We start from the raw sequence: 15957 nt of genomic DNA, 5'->3' as shown, positions 1-15957 counted from the left end.
GAGGAGGACGGGCCGAGCCATCCGCTCGGCCCGTCCTTCGGCATGTGCAGGTCGCCTCGTCGGCGGTCGGCGCGCCCTCGTAGGGTGTTTCCCACCCGAACAGCCCCATCGAAGGGAATCATCCGAGATGACCGTCCAGGTCGGCGAAAAGGCTCCTGACTTCGAGCTCAAGGACAACCACGGCCGCACCGTGAAGCTCTCCGACTTCCGCGGTGACAAGAACGTCGTCGTGCTCTTCTACCCCTTCGCCTTCACCGGCGTGTGCACCGGCGAGCTGTGCGAGGTGCGCGACAACCTGCCGAGGTTCGCCGACCGGGACACGGCGGTGCTCGCCGTCTCCAACGACTCCATCCACACCCTGCGCGTCTTCGCCGAGCAGGAGGGCCTGGAGTACCCGCTGCTCAGCGATTTCTGGCCGCACGGCGAGGTCTCCCGCGCCTACGGCGTCTTCGACGAGGACAAGGGCTGCGCGGTGCGCGGCACCTTCGTCATCGACAAGGAGGGCGTGGTGCGCTGGACCGTCGTCAACGGCCTGCCGGACGCCCGTGACCTGAACGAGTACGTCAAGGCGCTCGACACCCTCTGATTCTTCCCCCCAGGGCCTGCGTGGCGCGGGAACCCGTCACTAGGATCGACTCGTTTGATCCGATACCAACGCACGACGGGGCACCCGCCCCTGGACACCAATGGAGGACTCGTGGGAGTCAGCCTCAGCAAGGGCGGCAACGTTTCGCTGACCAAGGAGGCCCCGGGCCTCACCGCGGTCATCGTCGGTCTGGGGTGGGACGTGCGCACCACGACCGGCACGGACTTCGACCTGGACGCGAGCGCGCTGCTGCTGAACAACACCGGCAAGGTCATCAGCGACGGCCACTTCGTCTTCTTCAACAACCTCAAGAGCCCCGACGGCTCGGTCGAGCACACCGGTGACAACCTCACCGGTGAGGGCGAGGGCGACGACGAGCAGATCAAGGTGAACCTCGCCACCGTCCCGGCGGACGTGGACAAGATCGTCTTCCCGGTCTCGATCTACGACGCCGAGAACCGCCAGCAGTCCTTCGGCCAGGTCCGCAACGCCTTCATCCGCGTCGTGAACCAGGCCGGCGGCGCCGAGATCGCCCGCTACGACCTCAGCGAGGACGCCTCCACCGAGACCGCCATGGTCTTCGGTGAGCTCTACCGGCACGGCGCGGAATGGAAGTTCCGCGCCATCGGCCAGGGATACGCCTCGGGCCTGCGCGGCATCGCCCAGGACTTCGGCGTCAACGTCTGAGAGTCCGACTGAAGGTCACCGTCCGGCGTCGCACGGTTTATGTGCGGCGCCGGACGTGCAGGACAGCCACGTAAGGCAACACCTCGGGGAGGGACCAGCATCATGGGCGTCACGCTCGCCAAGGGAGGAAATGTCTCCCTGTCCAAGGCCGCACCGAACCTCACGCAGGTGATGGTCGGGCTCGGCTGGGACGCGCGCTCCACCACCGGAGCCCCCTTCGACCTGGACGCCAGCGCGCTGGTGTGCAGCGGCGGGCGGGTCATGGGCGACGAGTGGTTCGTGTTCTACAACCAGCTCACCAGCCCGGACGGCTCGGTGCAGCACACCGGCGACAACCTCACCGGTGAGGGCGACGGCGACGACGAGTCCCTGATCATCGACCTGCCCAAGGTCCCCGCCCAGTGCGACAAGATCGTCTTTCCGGTCTCGATCCACATGGCCGACGAGCGCGGCCAGACCTTCGGCCAGGTCAGCAACGCCTTCATCCGCGTCGTCAACCAGGCCGACGGCCAGGAGCTCGCCCGCTACGACCTCAGCGAGGACGCGTCCACCGAAACCGCGATGATCTTCGGCGAGCTCTATCGCTACCAGGGCGAATGGAAGTTCCGGGCAGTGGGCCAGGGGTACGCGTCCGGACTGCGGGGCATCGCTCTAGACTTCGGAGTCAACGTTTCGTAAAGCCGAGTGCGGCGCGGGGGATTCCCGTACACGTATGGATTGGGTAGCCAGTGCTTCTGAAAACCTTCGGCTGGTCGTTCGCGGTCACCGCGCTCGGCCTGGTCGCGGCGGTCTTCTACGGGGGGTGGACCGCCTTCGGCGTCGTGGCGATCCTCTCCGTCCTTGAAATCTCGCTGTCGTTCGACAACGCGGTGGTCAACGCCGGAATCCTGAAGAAGATGAGTGCCTTCTGGCAGAAGATCTTCCTCACCGTCGGTGTGCTCATCGCCGTCTTCGGCATGCGGCTCGTCTTCCCCGTGGTGATCGTCGCCGTCAGTGCCCAGATGGGCCCCATCGAGGCCGTCGACCTCGCGCTGACCGACAAGGACCGCTACGAGCAGCTCGTCACCGACGCGCACCCGGCGATCGCCGCGTTCGGTGGCATGTTCCTGCTGATGATCTTCCTTGACTTCATCTTCGAGGACCGGGACATCAAGTGGCTGGGCTGGCTCGAGCGCCCCCTCGCCAAGCTCGGCAAGATCGACATGCTGTCGGTCTGCATCGCGCTGATCGTCCTGCTGGCCACCGCGATGACCTTCGCGACCCAGGCGCACCTGCACGCGGGCCACGCCGACAAGGCGGAAACCGTCCTGCTGTCCGGCGTCGCCGGCCTCATCACGTACATGATCGTCGGCGGTCTCTCCGGCTACTTCGAGGACAAGCTCGAAGAGGAGGAGGAACGCGAGCACGAGGCGGAGGAGGAGGCCGAACGCTCCGGCAAGCCGCGCTCCGCGGTCGTCCTGGCCGGCAAGGCCGCGTTCTTCATGTTCCTCTACCTCGAGGTCCTGGACGCGTCCTTCTCCTTCGACGGTGTGATCGGCGCCTTCGCCATCACCAACGACATCGTCCTGATGGCCCTCGGCCTCGGCATCGGCGCCATGTACGTCCGGTCGCTCACGGTCTACCTGGTCCGCCAGGGCACCCTGGACGACTACGTCTACCTGGAGCACGGCGCCCACTACGCCATCGGCGCCCTCGCCGTGATCCTGCTGGTCACCATCCAGTACCAGATCAGCGAGCTCATCACCGGCTCCATCGGCGTCATCCTGATCGGCTGGTCCTTCTGGTCCTCCGTCCGCCGCAACCGCGCGCTGGCGGCCGCCGAGGGAAACTCGGGCTCGGACGAGAAGACTGAGGTCTCGTCCGGGGTGTGACGGCCTCGCGGGTGAGGAACGCTTTCCGGCGGGGCGGCGAGAGAGGACAAGTCCTCCGACGCCGCCCCGCCGGTTTTTTTCTACGTCAATTGGGGGCGGGAAGATGGGCTTGCTGGACGGATTCTGGCGCGGGCGGGACGCCCAGTTCGACTCGGGCAGCGCGTCGAGCAACGCGATCGAACTGACCAAACGGCACAGCCAGGTCTCCCTCACCAAACAGGGCGCGGCCACCGGCAACCTCCGCGTCAACCTCTCCTGGCGGATGCGCACCTCCGACCTCGGCGGCCCCCAGCGCGAGAGCCTGCTGCGCCACCCCTTCAAGGCCCTGCGGCCTCCCGAGGTCATGGGCCACACCCAGAGCATGGTCAACGTCGACCTCGACCTCGGCTGCCTCTACGAGCTCCAGGACGGCACCAAGGGCGTCGTGCAGCCCCTCGGCGGCTACCTCGGCGACGTCAACGCCCCGCCCTACGTCAAGCTCAGCGGCGACGACCGCTTCGGCTCGGGCTCCGGCGAGACGATCTACGTCAACCTCGACCACCGCGACCAGATCAAGCGCCTGCTGGTCTTCGCCTACATCTACGACCAGACCCCGGCCTTCGACCGCACCCACGCCGTCGTCACCCTCTACCCGAGCAACGGCCCGAGGATCGAGATCAGCCTCGACGAACGGCACCCCCAGGCCCGCTCCTGCGCGGTCGTCCTCATCGAGAACGTCAAGGACGAGATCATGGTCCGCCGCGAGGTCAAGTTCGTCTACGGCTTCCAGGCCGAACTGGACCGGCTGTACGGCTGGGGGCTGCAGTGGGGGAGGGGCTACAAGACGAAGGCCGAGCGGTGACGTCCCTCGCACGGGGGCTACCGCCCGGCCTGCGGGGGCTACCGCCCGGCCTGCGGGTGCTATCGCCCGGCCTGCGGGTGCTATCGCCCGGCCTGCGGGTGCTATCGCCCGGCCTGCGGGTGCTATCGCCCGGCCTGCGGGTGCTACCGCCCGCCCGGCGGGGGCTACCGCCCGATGAACTGCGGCCCCTGCGGTGGCAGCTGGAACTCGCCCACGGGCTGCGGATAGCCGTAGGCGGGCTGACCGCTCGGCTGCGGATACCCGTAGGCCGGAGCCGGCTGCGGATAGCCGTACCCCGGCTGCTGCGGCACGGCGGTGGTGGGCGCCTCCGGGGGAAGCGGCCGGGACACCTCGGGCGCGGCCAGCGGAGCCTCGCCGTCCCCCTCGTCCACGGAGATGCCGTAGTCCGTGGCCAGGCCCTTCAGCCCGTCGGAGTAGCCCTCCCCGAGCGCCCGGAACTTCCACCCCTCCCCGCGCCGGTACAGCTCCCCGCAGATCAGCGCGGTCTCCTGCCCGGTCTCCGGATTGATGTCGAAGTACGCCAGCGGTTCACCCTCACCCGCCGCCGGGTCGTACAGCGAGATCCGCAGCGACCGTACGCGGTCGAACGTCACCCCATCGGCCGAAGCGACCAGCAGAATCCGGCCGACGCCGGACTCGACACCGGCCAGATCCGTCTGGATCGTGTCCGTCAGGCCCTCGGCGGTCCGCTTCTTGCCGAGCCGCCACACCTGCCCGGAGGGGTGCCGGGGCTGGTTGTAGAAGACGAAGTCCTCGTCGGAGCGCACACGACCGTCGAGGCCGAGGAGCAGCGCAGAGGCGTCGACGTCCGGAACACCCTGCCCGGGCGTCCAGCGCAGCACAGCGCGCACCGTGGTGGCTTCGACCGGGACGTTCGACCCCTTCAGCATCGCGTGCGTCATGCGGTCATCCTGCCTTCTCGGTCCTGGTCACGACAATGCGGGGGTGTCGTGGAGATGCGGACGGCCGTGCGCGCCCGCGTTACCGGAAATTCATGCCCGGGGGGAACCTCGGACATGGAGTCCTACGTACTATTACCGGCCACCCATCGTCACCTCATCGGCCAGACCGGCACCACGGGGGAGCTTTATGCGTCATTTCGGGCACATCGCCCCTGAGGTGCGGCAGCGCCTCTTCCACCAGGAGCCGTGCGAGTTCACCGCCGGCTCCCCCGCCCGGCTGCTGGCCGCGGCCCTGGGAGCCACGCTGTACAGCCCGGCGACCCGCCCCCGGCTCGCCGACGACATCGTCAAGCAGACGGCGCGCGGCGTGGTGTCGATGGTGCTGTGCCTGGAGGACTCGATCCACGACACCGAGGTGGCGGGCGGCGAGGAGAACCTCGTCCGCCAGTTCACCGAGCTCGCGGGCCGCGCCCCGCACGCCGCGGACCCCCCGCTGCTGTTCATCCGCGTCCGCGCCCCCGAGCAGATCCCCGACCTCGTACGCCGCCTGGGCCCCGCCGTCCGGCTGCTGTCCGGTTTCGTGCTGCCCAAGTTCACCGAGGAGCGCGGCATCCCCTTCCTGGAGGCGCTCGCCGCCGCCGAGGCCGCCAGCGGACAGCGGCTCTTCGCGATGCCCGTGCTGGAGTCGCCCGAGCTGCTCTACCGCGAGTCGCGCGTGGAGACCCTGGAGGGCATCTCCCGCGCGGTCGACAAGTACCGCGACCGCGTCCTCGCGCTGCGCCTCGGGGTGACCGACTTCTGCTCCTCGTACGGCCTGCGCCGCGCGCCCGACATGACGGCCTACGACGTCCAGATCGTGGCCTCCGTGATCGCCGACGTGGTGAACATGCTGGGCCGCGCCGACGGCACCGGCTTCACGGTGACCGGCCCGGTCTGGGAGTACTTCCGCGTGCAGGAGCGCATGTTCAAGCCCCAGCTGCGCCGCAGCCCCTTCCTGGAGGGCCAGGCCGAGGAACTGCGCGAGGCGCTGATCGAGCACGCCATGGACGGGCTGCTGCGCGAGATCACCCTCGACCAGGCCAACGGCCTGACCGGCAAGACCTGCATCCACCCCTCCCACGTCCTGCCGGTGCACGCGCTGTCCGTCGTCAGCCACGAGGAGTACAGCGACGCCCAGGACATCCTGCGGCCCGAGCGGCTCGGCGGGGGTGTACTGCGGTCGGCGTACACGAACAAAATGAATGAGGCGAAGCCGCACCGCGCCTGGGCCGAGCGGACCATGCTGCGCGCCGAGGTGTTCGGCGTGGCACGCGAGGACGTCGGTTTCGTGGAGCTGCTCGCCGCCGGTATCCCCGGCTGAAGACACAGGGACTCATGAAGCGTTCAGAGAGCAACGGCGTCCGGTCCGACAGCACCGGGGCCGGGTCCGACGGGGTCTGGTCCGGGGCCTGGGTCGCGGAGCGGCTCGGGGTCGGCCTGGAGGGCGACGACGGCCTGACGGCGCTGCTGGGCCTCGCCCTGCGCCGCAACCCCAAGCGGGCCCACCTGCTGGTGTCGAACGTGCTGGGCAAGCACGTGCCCCAGTCGCCGTCCGTCGTCCACGGCCACGGCGTCGCCCTCGGCCGCCGGGTCCGCGACCTCCTCGGCCAGGAGGAGGCCGCCCGCGCGGTCGTCCTCGGCTACGCCGAGACGGCGACCGGCCTCGGCCACTCCGTCGCCGACGGCCTCGGCCCCGCCCCGTGCCTCCACTCCACCCGCCGGCCCGTGCCCGGCGTGGCCCGCGCGGGCGGCTTCGAGGAGTCCCACTCCCACGCCACCTCCCACCTGCTCCTCCCTGAGGACCCGGACCTGCTGGCGGGCGACGGTCCGCTGGTCCTCGTCGACGACGAGTTCTCGACGGGGAACACCGTCCTGAACACCATCCGGGACCTGCACGCGCGCTACCCCAGGCGCCGGTACGTGGTGGTGGCCCTGGTCGACATGCGCTCGCCCGAGGACGCGGGCCGTCTGGACGCCTTCGCGCGGGAGATCGGCGCGCGGGTGGACCTGGTGGCGACGGCGTCGGGAACGGTACGCCTGCCGGAGGGGGTGCTGGAGAAGGGGCAGGACCTTGTGGACAGGTACTCGGGGGCGCGGGGCGGTGTCGGATCCGCGGCTGCCGCCGCGCGTCCGCGACCGGCCACCGACGACCCGCAGCCGCCGGGCTCAGGAATCACCCGCGTCGATCTGCGCTGGCCCCGCGGCCTCCCCGACGGCGGAAGGCACGGCTTCACCGCAGCCCACCGCGAGCGCCTGGACGCCGCCCTCCCCGACATGGCGGCCCGCCTGGCAGAGGCACTCCCGGCCAGGTCGCACAGCGTCCTCGTCCTCGGCAACGAGGAGCTGATGTACGCACCCCTCAGACTCGCCCAAGAGCTCGAAACCCTCCTGCCCTCGAAGCAGATACGGTTCTCCACCACGACCCGCTCCCCGGTCCTGGCCGTCGACGACCCGGGCTACGCCATCCGCACCCGCCTGGTCTTCCCGGCCCACGACAACCCCGCCGACGGCCCCGGCGACCGCTACGCCTACAACGTCGCCGGCGCCGGCTTCGACGCGGTCGTCGCGGTCGTCGACTCGGCCGGCGACACCCCCGAGCTGCACGCCCCCGACGGCCTGCTCGCCCAGCTCACGGCGCACACCCGGCAGGTCGTCCTCGCCGTGGTCCCGTCGTACGTCCCCGAAAGGCCCGCCATGCTCCCCGAGCCGCTCCGCGGCCCCGCCTTCTCGTCCTATGCGCCCGAGGAGGTCGGCTGGCTGCTCCAGGACCTCTCGGACGTCACGCTGGAGGCCCCCACCGAGGAGCGCGAGGAGGCCATCCAGAGCGGCGGCGCGCACTACGCGGAGTCGCTGCCGGTGGAGTACCAGCCCAGCGAGCAGTACCAGGCGCTCTTCCACACGGCTCTGGAGGAGTCGGCGGCCCGCCTCGCCCAGGCGGTCGGCACGGTCACCGAGCTGGTGCTCGCCGAGCTCCCCCTGCGCCGAAACCGCGGGGGGAGCTCCACGCCGCGCCCGGTGCTGGTGTCGCTGGCCCGCGCGGGCACCCCGGTCGGCGTGCTGATGCGCCGCTGGGCGCAGGCCCGGCACGACCTGGACCTGCCGCACTACGCCGTGTCGATCGTCCGCGGCCGCGGCATCGACGCCAACGCGCTGCGCTGGCTGGCCGCCCACCACGACCCGGCCGACGTCGTGTTCGTCGACGGCTGGACCGGCAAGGGCGCCATCACCCGCGAACTGGCCTCCGCCATCGAGGAGTTCGAGGCATCGGGCGGCCCGGCCGGCTTCGACCCGGAGATCGCCGTCCTCGCCGACCCCGGCTCCTGCGTCCGCACCTACGGCACCCGCGAGGACTTCCTCATACCCTCGGCCTGCCTCAACTCCACGGTCTCCGGCCTCATTTCGCGTACGGTGCTCAGGGCCGACCTGGTGGGCCCGCACGACTACCACGGCGCCAAGTACTACCGCGAACTCGCGGGCGCCGACGTGTCGGTGGCCTTCCTGGACGCGGTGTCCGCCCGCTTCACCGAGGTCGAGGACGCCGTGGACGCGACGGTGAAGGAACTGCAGTCCGGCGACCGCGAGCCCACCTGGGAGGGCTGGGCTGCGGTCGAGCGGATCAGCGAGGAGTACGGCATCCACGACGTCAACCTCGTCAAGCCGGGCGTCGGCGAGACCACCCGGGTGCTGCTGCGCCGGGTGCCCTGGAAGATCCTGGCCCGAACCGGGGCGGGCGCGGACCTCGACCACGTCCGGCTGCTCGCCGAGCAGCGCGGTGTGCCCGTCGAGGAGGTCGACGGCCTGCCCTACACCTGTGTGGGCCTGATCCATCCCCAGTACACACGCGGCGCCACGGGCGCCGACGGAAAGGCGGTGGCGCTCTGATGCCGGTGCTCGTGGCGAGCGACCTGGACCGGACGTTGATCTACTCCTCGGCGGCCCTCGCGCTGACCATGCCGGACGCGCGGGCACCCCGGCTGCTGTGCGTCGAGGTCCACGAGAGCAAGCCGCTGTCGTACCTCACGGAGACCGCGGGGCGGCTGCTGACGGAGCTGGGAGACGCGGCGGTCTTCGTGCCGACCACGACCCGCACCCGCAAGCAGTACCAGCGCATCAACCTGCCGGGCCCGGTCCCCAAGTACGCGATCTGCGCCAACGGCGGCCACCTCCTGGTCGACGGCGTCTCCGACCCGGACTGGCAGGCGTCCGTCACGGCCCGGCTCGCCGACGAGTGCGCCCCGCTCGACGAGGTCCGCGACCACCTCATGGCCACCGCCGACCCGGTCTGGGTCCGCAAGCACCGGGTCGCCGAGGACCTCTTCGCCTACCTGGTCGTCGAGCGCGAGCTGCTGCCCGAGGAGTGGGTGAAGGAACTCGGGGTCTGGGCGGAGAACCGCGGCTGGACGGTGTCCCTGCAGGGCCGCAAGATCTACGCCGTCCCCAAGCCGCTCACCAAGAGCGCCGCCGTACGGGAGGTGGCGAGGCGCACCGGAGCGGACCTGACCCTCACCGCCGGCGACTCCCTCCTGGACGCCGACCTCCTCCTGGTCGCCGACCAGGGCTGGCGGCCGGGCCACGGCGAACTGGCCGAAGCGAACTGGACGGCCCCGGCGATCACGGCCTTGCCTGAACGGGGCGTGCTGGCGGGGGAGCGGATCCTGCGGGAGTTCCTGAGGGTGACACGCGGGGAGGCCGCCTAGGGGCGCGGGGAACGGCGCGAGCAACCCCGACCGGCCCGCGGCCGACGACAAGCAGGTGGGCTAACCGCAGCATCCTCCACCACAGCACCCACCCCCGCCCGCCCGCTGCGCGGGCGCGGAGGCAGTCCCACCCACGGCCACGGTCGACAACAGCTTGACCGTGTCGTCGTGCCCGGAGGGACACACGGCGGGGTCGGAGGACTCCGCCATGGGCCGACTCATCTCGAACGTGTCGCCGCAGGTACGGCACCGGTACTCATAGCGAGGCATGCGCACAGATTAACCGGCGTCCTTCGGGGCGTCCTCCGACTGCTGCAGGGAGGCGTGCGTGCGCTGCCCGGCCGACATGTCCGGCGCCCGCCGCTCGGCCTCGGCCTGGCCCGGGTGGCGCGCCTGCCAGTACGGGTTGTCGTGCGGCAGCGCCGACCCGACCCGCCCGTACATCCCGAAGGTCATCAGCAGGATGCCGACGACAAAGCTGAACAGGCAGTTCTGGATCTCGAAGGCGAGGAAGTTGTACTCGGTGTCCAGCAGGCCCAGGTTCAGCAGGCCGTTGATGATGAACAGCACGCCGAGCACCATGTTCAGCGTGGACGCGAAGTTCCCGCCGATCACCATGCCGACGAACAGCAGCACGCCGATGACGATCGACAGCACGCTGAGCGCGCCGTTGGTGTTCAGGCCGGCGACCTGGTCCCCGCCGGTGTCGAAGAAGCCGATGTTGTTGGTGAGCCCGAGGATGCCGAAGGCCAGCAGCACCAGGCCCATCAGGCCGGCTCCGACCCGGTAGACCCTGCTCAGCCGGTGATCGACGGGCAGGTGTTCGTCCAGCTTCGTCCGCCGACCGGAGTGCAGCGCGTGTGTGGCCATGTCCGCCTCCCTGGGGTGCGGTGCTCGCGACAGGCCTACTGCGTACCCCCAATATCCGCCCGGCCCGCGCGCGGCGCAAATGGCGTGCACATGGCCGTGCACGGGCCACGGGAGAGGCTCAGTGACCGGCGCCGCGCTCCTCGCGGATCTGCGTCACCACCCGCGCCACGGCCTGCCGGACGCCCTCCGTCTCGGTCAGGAAGTGCCAGTAGTCCGGGTGCCGGCCCTCCAGCGTGCCGATGGCCCGCTCCAGGCGTGCCACCGAGTCGTCCAGCGGGCGGGCGTGCCGGGGATCGGGGGTGCTGCGCCCGGCCATGGCAAGCCGCTGGGCGTCCCGGATCGCGAACCGGGTCCGCTCGATCTCCTGCTGCGGGTCCTTCTGCACGGCGTTCAGCCGCCTGAGCCGGTCGCCGGCCGCCGAGACGGCCTCGTCGGTGCTGTTCAGCAGCGCCCGCACGGTCGACAGCAGGGCCGTGGCGTCGGCCCACCGCTGCTCGTCGCGTGCGGTACGCGCCTCGGCCAGCTTCGCCTCGGCCTGCCGTACGTGCTCCTCCGCCTGCTCCGGGACGTGCTGGAGATCCTGCCAGCAGGCGACGGTGAACCGCCGGCGCAGCTCGCTGAGCACCGGCTCGACCTGCTCGGCGCGGGTGGTGAGCGCCTGGGCGCGGGTGCGCAGCGACACCAGCCGGTGGTCGATCTCGGCGGCCCGCTCCGGCAGCCGCTCGGCCTCAGCGCGGATCGCCTCGGCCTCCCGGGACACCCGCTCGGCCCGCTCCAGGGTCCCCGGCACCCCGTGCTGCCCGGCGCCCTGGTTGAGCCGGGTCAGCTCGGGGGCGAGGGCCGCGAGCCGGGCGGCGAGGTCGTCCGCGCGCAGCCCCGAGGCGCGCACCGCGTCCAGCGCGTCGGACGCGGCCAGCAGCGCCTGGCGGGCCCGCTCCACGGCGGGTGCGAGCCGTGCCAGCTGGGTCTCGGCCTTGCCCAGCAGCGGGCCGAGGCTCTGCGCGAACCGGTCCAGGTCCGCCTTGACCCGGCCCAGCTCGTCCTTGGCCGCGGTCAGCTCGGTGCGGGCGCGGGCGGCCGCCGACGCCTCCAGGTCGTCGCGGTCCAGGTCGTGGGCGTCCACGGCATGGATGTAGCGCTGACTGGCCTCGTCGATGCGGCGGCCCAGGTCCGCGAAGTCGGCGGCGGCCCGCCGGGCGGCGGGGGAGTCGTCGACGGCCGCGATCGTCTCGATCGAGATCCGCAGATCCCGCTGGGCGGTGTCCAGTTCGTAGAACGCGGCCGCCGCGTCGTCCTTCGCCGCCTGCGCCTCAGCGCGCTGACTGTCCGCCCGCCCGCCGAACCAGCGCCGGGTGCCGCCGCCGGCGAACGCGGCGGGCAGCGCCAGGCCGATGACCAGCGGCAGCGCGGCGAGCGTGAGGGCGTCCCGGAGCGCGTGCCGCACGGGGCGGCGGGCGCGCCGCGTCGACGGCGAATACGGCTGCCGTGGTGTCGCCGTCACATCCCTCTCCCCGTGCTGTCGCGCCCTGCCGGTGCCATTCTCCCACCGGTTGAGGACGAACACACGGGCCTGTCAGTTCGCGGAGCGTGCGGCGAGTTTCGGGAGCGCCCGGGTCATCTGGCCGGGGCGGCGTTCATCCGGCGGTGTCGACCGTGATGCCTCCGTCGCCCGTCCGGGCGGATATGACGTGGCTGCTGGAGTCGTCGCGGGGCACGTCCACATGGACGGAGCCGTCACCGGACCGGGCCGTCACGCGGTAGGTGGCGCGGGGAAGTTCGAGGTGGACCGAGCCGTCGCCGGTGCGGGTCTCCACGAGGTCCGGCACGGCGCCCAGGTCGAGGTGGATGGAGCCGTCGCCGGTCTGGGCGTTGATCTGCCGGGCGGTCGCCTCGGCGCGGATGGAGCCGTCCCCGGTGCGCAGGTCCAGCGGGCCGGTGCTGTCGCTGACACGGACCGAGCCGTCGCCGGTCCGGATGCTGAGCGCGTCGTGGAAGCCGCTGGCCTCGACGCTGCCGTCCCCCTCCTCGACCTCGACCGCGATGCCGCGCGGCACCTCGATGCGGTGCCTGGCCTCGCAGTCGGCGATAAACCCCGAGCAGTCCACCCGGAGCTTCAACCGGTCGTCCGTCATCTCCCAGCTGATGCCGGGGCTGTCGCCGATCACCACCCTGCCGTCGAACCACCGGGTGACCTCGACGCGGTCCCGCTGCCCCCCGTCCACGGCGACGATCTCCAGGGCCGAGTCCTCGGAGTCGACGGTGAGGGTGCGCCCCTCCAGCGCGAAGGAGCGGCTCTCCGGTTTCTTGTCGTCCCCCGAGGAGGCGCATCCGGCGAGTCCGCCGACGACGAGTGCGACGGCACCGGCGATGACGGCCGTGCGCGCGATGACGGAGCTGCCCATGACGATTTCCCCCTGGTCTTCCCGGAAGACGACGGCGCCGGACCCGACGGCCGGCGCGACACTCTTCGACCGTACGGTCCGCCCGGGTGCCGGGGGATCCGGGCCGCTCCCGGATTCGTGGTGGGGTTATCCCCAGCAATGTGTCGGGGGCGCACTCAGGGGCGCGGCGCCGGCGGTCGTCCGGGCTCGGGGCCGGGCCTGCCCCCGATACGGGTTTGCGGGGCACCACCCCGGGCGATGTAGGCTGTCGACTCGTTCACGGGTGCGTAGCTCAGGGGTAGAGCGCCTGCCTTACAAGCAGGATGTCGGCGGTTCGAAACCGTCCGCGCCCACCTCGACGGCCCCTCGGAGTGATCTCCGGGGGGCCGTTCTCGTGCCCCGCCCGTCACCGTGCGGGGCGGTCGTCAGGAGCGGCGGGCCTGCCGGACCTCGCGGTCGGCGGCCCAGGCGTCCCCGACCGGCCCGAGGTGGGCGAGTTTGTCAGGGTTGATCACCGTACGGATGGCGCCGATACGGCCGTCGAGGACGTCCAGGGCGAGGACGTGCAGGACGCGGCCGTCGCGGTCGCGGAAGATCGCGCCGGGCTGGCCGTTGACCCGGTGCGGCTCGAAGGTGATGTCCACCCGGGCCAGCAGGGGGAAGACGGCGCCCAGCAGCCGGGCCACGTTGTCCGCTCCGACGACGGCCCTGGCCAGCTGCGGGGCCTTGCCGCCGCCGTCGCCGACGAACCGGACGTCGGCGGCCAGCAGGTTCCGCAGTCCGCCCACGTCGCCGTCCCGCAGCGCGTCGAAGAACCGGGTCGCCAGCTCCTGCCGCTCCTCTTCGTCCGCGGTGAACCGGGGCCGGCCGGCCTCCATGTGCCGGCGGGCCCGCACCAGCAGTTGCCGGCACGCCGACTCCGAGCGGCCCACCGCCGAGGCGATGTCGTCGAACCCGAAGGCGAACACCTCCCGCAGCACGAACACCGACCGCTCCAGCGGGCTGAGTCGCTCCAGGAGCAGCAGGGCCGCCATGGAGACGGAGTCGGCCAGTTCGGCCGACCGCGCGGGGTCCTCGTACGGGTCGTTCAGCAGCGGCTCGGGGAACCAGGGGCCGACGTACTCCTCACGTCGCACCCGCGCGGAACGCAGTACGTCGATGCAGATCCGGGTCACCGTGGCCGACAGGAACGACTTCGTGGACCTCGGCACGGTCGCCGTGTCGGCGTACCGCAGCCAGGTCTCCTGCACGGCGTCCTCCGCCTCGGCCACACTGCCGAGCATTCGGTAGGCGATCGAGAACAGCAGCGGCCGCAGCTCCTCGAACTCCTCGACCTTGCTCACGCCGTCATCCCCCTGAAGCCCTTGTCGTGAACACCATGATCACCGGCGGGCCAGCTTAACGCCCGCCGTTCCGGGGGCGGTTACTCCTGCTCGGTCTCGTGGGCGGCGTCATGGGCGGATTCATGGGCGTGCTTCAGCTGGGAGCGGGCCGTCACCCGGTCCGGGCCGGAGATCTCCGACCAGAAGCGGTGGGTGGTGATGAACACCGCGAGTTCGTGCTCGCGGCGGCGGAGCTTCTCCACCTCGGCCTGTTCGTCCTCGGTCCACCCCGGGGAGGCGGGGCGCTCCACCTTGCGCCAGCCACCGCTGTCGCTGAAGCCGTCCAGGGGTTCGACCGACCAGGGAAGACGTTTCAGCAGGGCCGACAGCTCGGCCCGGACCTGATGCAGCTCCTCCTGACCGGCTAGCAGGTCGCTCGGGAAGTCATAGGTCGTTGCCACGGCGGCAATGCTACGCCTGTTCGATTTTGAGGTGCGAGCCGCTTCCGCCGGTTCACGCGAACGGCGTACCGGCGGGTGAATGCGTGTTCGATACGGCTGTACACGGCTGGGGCGCGGGCGCCCCGGGCGTGCGTCCGCCCAGGGCACCCGTCACGGGCAGGGCTCAGCCGGCCTGCGCCGTCAGCTCGTCCACCAGCCGCGTCGCCACCGGCACCGGCACCCCGTGAAGCTCCGCCGCACGCAGCAACGCGCCCCCGATGGCGTCCAGTTCGAGCGGCCGGCCGGCCTCGGCGTCGCGCTGCATCGAGGACTTCGTGGCGGCCGGGAACGCGTCGTAGCGGGCGAGCGCCTGGGCCGGGTCGGCCGGCCCGCCGGCGGCGCCGCTGACCGCGGCGGTCTCCTCGACCAGCGCCGTCAGCTCCGCGCGGTGCGCCGTGCGTACGTCGCCCAGCGGGAGTCCGAGCCGGGTGGTGAGCAGCGCGAAGGGGGCGAGGAACGACATCTTCGCCCACAGCGCCGCCGCCTCGTCCGGCACGACCCTGGTCTTCGGGCCGGCCGCGGTGAGGGCCGCCGCGAGGGCGTCCAGGCGCTCGTCCGGCACCGGGTCCCCGGCGAGGTCGATCTCCGCGAACGGGCTGCCGTGCTCGATCCCCCCGGGCGCCACGCGCGTGGACTCCACCCGGATCACCGCGGGCGCGACCCGGTCGGCGGGGTAGCGCTTCCGCAGGGCGGCCGGGTGCTCGACGCCGTTGAGGAACGGCACCAGCAGCCCGTCCCCCAGCGTCTCGGCCGGTACGCGCCCGAGCGCCTCGTCGAGATTCGTCTGCTTCACGGTGACCAGGCAGGCGTCGACCGGCTCGCGCAGCTCGGTGTCCGCCTCCACGCGCGCGGTGAAGTCCCCGAAGACACCGCTGCGGACGCTGATCCCGGAGCCGCGCAGGGTGCCGGCCGTCCGCTCGCCCGCCAGGCAGATCACGCGGTGGCCCGCACGCGACAGCAGCGCCGCGAGCAGTCCGCCCACGCCACCGGGTCCGAGCACGGCGAAGCTGAGGTTCTTGTGCGCCATGTAAGTGGCTCCTTGTCATCGGTCGACCCCGTTGCGGTGGCCGCCTCGCTCTCGATCATGGCAGAGGCGTCAGGGGCACGAGAACGCCGGGGCGCGACGGGCGGGACCCGTCCCCTCCGAACAAGGAGAGGCCCGACCGGAGGTATTTCCTCCGGTCCTGAGGGCCGGGGGTGCCGGGGTGCCGTGGGTGCCGGGGGTGCTGAGGTGCCTTGC

General features: G+C 71.5%; 16 protein-coding genes and 1 tRNA gene. 9 read left to right on the top strand and 8 right to left on the bottom strand.

What is annotated here, in order from left to right:
* Positions 1–127 precede the first annotated feature (127 nt).
* From ACIGXJ_RS03000 to ACIGXJ_RS02980, 5 genes are all read left to right on the top strand, one after another.
* Entirely contained in the window at positions 128–586 is a 459-nt protein-coding gene (locus ACIGXJ_RS03000; protein ID WP_399640821.1) for a peroxiredoxin, read from the top strand.
* 111 nt (positions 587–697) lie between these two features.
* Complete coding sequence (locus ACIGXJ_RS02995; RefSeq protein WP_399640818.1) at positions 698–1273, top strand: calcium homeostasis/redox stress adaptation protein; 576 nt, start codon at positions 698–700, stop codon at positions 1271–1273.
* Between the two features lie 102 nt (positions 1274–1375).
* A complete protein-coding gene (locus tag ACIGXJ_RS02990; RefSeq protein ID WP_399640815.1) occupies positions 1376–1951 on the top strand; it encodes a TerD family protein in 576 nt (191 codons plus the stop codon).
* 50 nt (positions 1952–2001) lie between these two features.
* Positions 2002–3144, top strand: a complete 1143-nt coding sequence (locus tag ACIGXJ_RS02985) for a DUF475 domain-containing protein (protein WP_399640812.1) — start codon at positions 2002–2004, stop codon at positions 3142–3144.
* 103 nt (positions 3145–3247) lie between these two features.
* Positions 3248–3985 (top strand): Tellurium resistance, encoded by a 738-nt coding sequence (locus tag ACIGXJ_RS02980; protein WP_399640809.1) that lies wholly within the window; start codon positions 3248–3250, stop codon positions 3983–3985.
* A 164-nt stretch (positions 3986–4149) separates the two neighbouring features.
* Here ACIGXJ_RS02980 and ACIGXJ_RS02975 read toward each other — a convergent pair whose 3' ends face one another.
* Complete coding sequence (locus ACIGXJ_RS02975) at positions 4150–4908, bottom strand: TerD family protein (RefSeq protein WP_399640807.1); 759 nt, start codon at positions 4906–4908, stop codon at positions 4150–4152.
* Positions 4909–5095: 187 nt separating this feature from the next.
* Here ACIGXJ_RS02975 and ACIGXJ_RS02970 point away from each other — a divergent pair, with 187 nt between their 5' ends.
* From ACIGXJ_RS02970 to ACIGXJ_RS02960, 3 genes are read left to right on the top strand one after another with little or no spacing between them, the layout of a single operon-like run.
* Entirely contained in the window at positions 5096–6268 is a 1173-nt protein-coding gene (locus ACIGXJ_RS02970) for an HpcH/HpaI aldolase/citrate lyase family protein (protein WP_399640804.1), read from the top strand.
* A gap of 14 nt (positions 6269–6282) precedes the next feature.
* Positions 6283–8829: a phosphoribosyltransferase gene (locus ACIGXJ_RS02965; protein WP_399640801.1), complete on the top strand. Its 2547-nt coding sequence runs from the start codon at positions 6283–6285 to the stop codon at positions 8827–8829.
* On the top strand, positions 8829–9644 hold the full coding sequence (locus tag ACIGXJ_RS02960) for an HAD family hydrolase (protein WP_399640798.1): 816 nt from the start codon (positions 8829–8831) through the stop codon (positions 9642–9644). The genes ACIGXJ_RS02965 and ACIGXJ_RS02960 overlap by 1 nt, the downstream gene beginning before the upstream one ends.
* A 60-nt stretch (positions 9645–9704) precedes the next feature.
* Here ACIGXJ_RS02960 and ACIGXJ_RS02955 read toward each other — a convergent pair whose 3' ends face one another.
* From ACIGXJ_RS02955 to ACIGXJ_RS02940, 4 genes are all read right to left on the bottom strand, one after another.
* Positions 9705–9914, bottom strand: coding sequence for a zinc ribbon domain-containing protein (locus tag ACIGXJ_RS02955; RefSeq protein WP_399640795.1), 210 nt, complete (start codon positions 9912–9914; stop codon positions 9705–9707).
* Positions 9915–9923: 9 nt separating this feature from the next.
* Entirely contained in the window at positions 9924–10514 is a 591-nt protein-coding gene (locus tag ACIGXJ_RS02950) for a DUF4383 domain-containing protein (RefSeq protein WP_399640792.1), read from the bottom strand.
* Between the two features lie 118 nt (positions 10515–10632).
* Positions 10633–12015 carry a hypothetical protein gene (locus tag ACIGXJ_RS02945; protein WP_399640787.1) on the bottom strand — a complete coding sequence of 461 codons (1383 nt, stop codon included), beginning with the start codon at positions 12013–12015 and terminating at the stop codon, positions 10633–10635.
* Positions 12016–12148: 133 nt separating this feature from the next.
* On the bottom strand, positions 12149–12916 hold the full coding sequence (locus ACIGXJ_RS02940; protein ID WP_399640784.1) for a DUF4097 family beta strand repeat-containing protein: 768 nt from the start codon (positions 12914–12916) through the stop codon (positions 12149–12151).
* Positions 12917–13176: 260 nt separating this feature from the next.
* Between ACIGXJ_RS02940 and ACIGXJ_RS02935 the strand changes: the two genes are divergently transcribed.
* Positions 13177–13248 (top strand) — tRNA-Val (locus ACIGXJ_RS02935).
* Positions 13249–13320: 72 nt separating this feature from the next.
* Here ACIGXJ_RS02935 and ACIGXJ_RS02930 read toward each other — a convergent pair.
* The 3 genes from ACIGXJ_RS02930 to ACIGXJ_RS02920 form a co-directional block, all read right to left on the bottom strand.
* Complete coding sequence (locus ACIGXJ_RS02930) at positions 13321–14238, bottom strand: RNA polymerase sigma-70 factor (protein WP_399640782.1); 918 nt, start codon at positions 14236–14238, stop codon at positions 13321–13323.
* Between the two features lie 80 nt (positions 14239–14318).
* Entirely contained in the window at positions 14319–14678 is a 360-nt protein-coding gene (locus ACIGXJ_RS02925; RefSeq protein WP_399640779.1) for a hypothetical protein, read from the bottom strand.
* A gap of 163 nt (positions 14679–14841) precedes the next feature.
* Complete coding sequence (locus ACIGXJ_RS02920) at positions 14842–15744, bottom strand: ketopantoate reductase family protein (protein WP_399640776.1); 903 nt, start codon at positions 15742–15744, stop codon at positions 14842–14844.
* Positions 15745–15957: the final 213 nt, after the last annotated feature.

The sequence above is a fragment of the Streptomyces sp. NPDC053367 genome, assembly GCF_044545925.1.
GTDB lineage: Bacteria > Actinomycetota > Actinomycetes > Streptomycetales > Streptomycetaceae > Streptomyces.
The sequence above is the reverse complement of the archived record's forward strand: the minus strand, read 5'-3'. Positions and strand labels throughout refer to the sequence as shown.

Bases quoted from the DNA above. Each gene is read 5' to 3' on its own strand.
- ACIGXJ_RS02980 (WP_399640809.1), top strand. From the start codon at position 3,248: ATGGGCTTGCTGGACGGATTCTGGCGCGGGCGGGACGCCCAGTTCGAC.
- ACIGXJ_RS02975 (WP_399640807.1), bottom strand. From the start codon at position 4,908: ATGACGCACGCGATGCTGAAGGGGTCGAACGTCCCGGTCGAAGCCACC.
- ACIGXJ_RS03000 (WP_399640821.1), top strand. From the start codon at position 128: ATGACCGTCCAGGTCGGCGAAAAGGCTCCTGACTTCGAGCTCAAGGAC.
- ACIGXJ_RS02965 (WP_399640801.1), top strand. From the start codon at position 6,283: ATGAAGCGTTCAGAGAGCAACGGCGTCCGGTCCGACAGCACCGGGGCC.
- ACIGXJ_RS02960 (WP_399640798.1), top strand. From the start codon at position 8,829: ATGCCGGTGCTCGTGGCGAGCGACCTGGACCGGACGTTGATCTACTCC.
- ACIGXJ_RS02940 (WP_399640784.1), bottom strand. From the start codon at position 12,916: ATGGGCAGCTCCGTCATCGCGCGCACGGCCGTCATCGCCGGTGCCGTC.
- ACIGXJ_RS02970 (WP_399640804.1), top strand. From the start codon at position 5,096: ATGCGTCATTTCGGGCACATCGCCCCTGAGGTGCGGCAGCGCCTCTTC.
- ACIGXJ_RS02950 (WP_399640792.1), bottom strand. From the start codon at position 10,514: ATGGCCACACACGCGCTGCACTCCGGTCGGCGGACGAAGCTGGACGAA.
- ACIGXJ_RS02920 (WP_399640776.1), bottom strand. From the start codon at position 15,744: ATGGCGCACAAGAACCTCAGCTTCGCCGTGCTCGGACCCGGTGGCGTG.
- ACIGXJ_RS02990 (WP_399640815.1), top strand. From the start codon at position 1,376: ATGGGCGTCACGCTCGCCAAGGGAGGAAATGTCTCCCTGTCCAAGGCC.
- ACIGXJ_RS02955 (WP_399640795.1), bottom strand. From the start codon at position 9,914: ATGCCTCGCTATGAGTACCGGTGCCGTACCTGCGGCGACACGTTCGAG.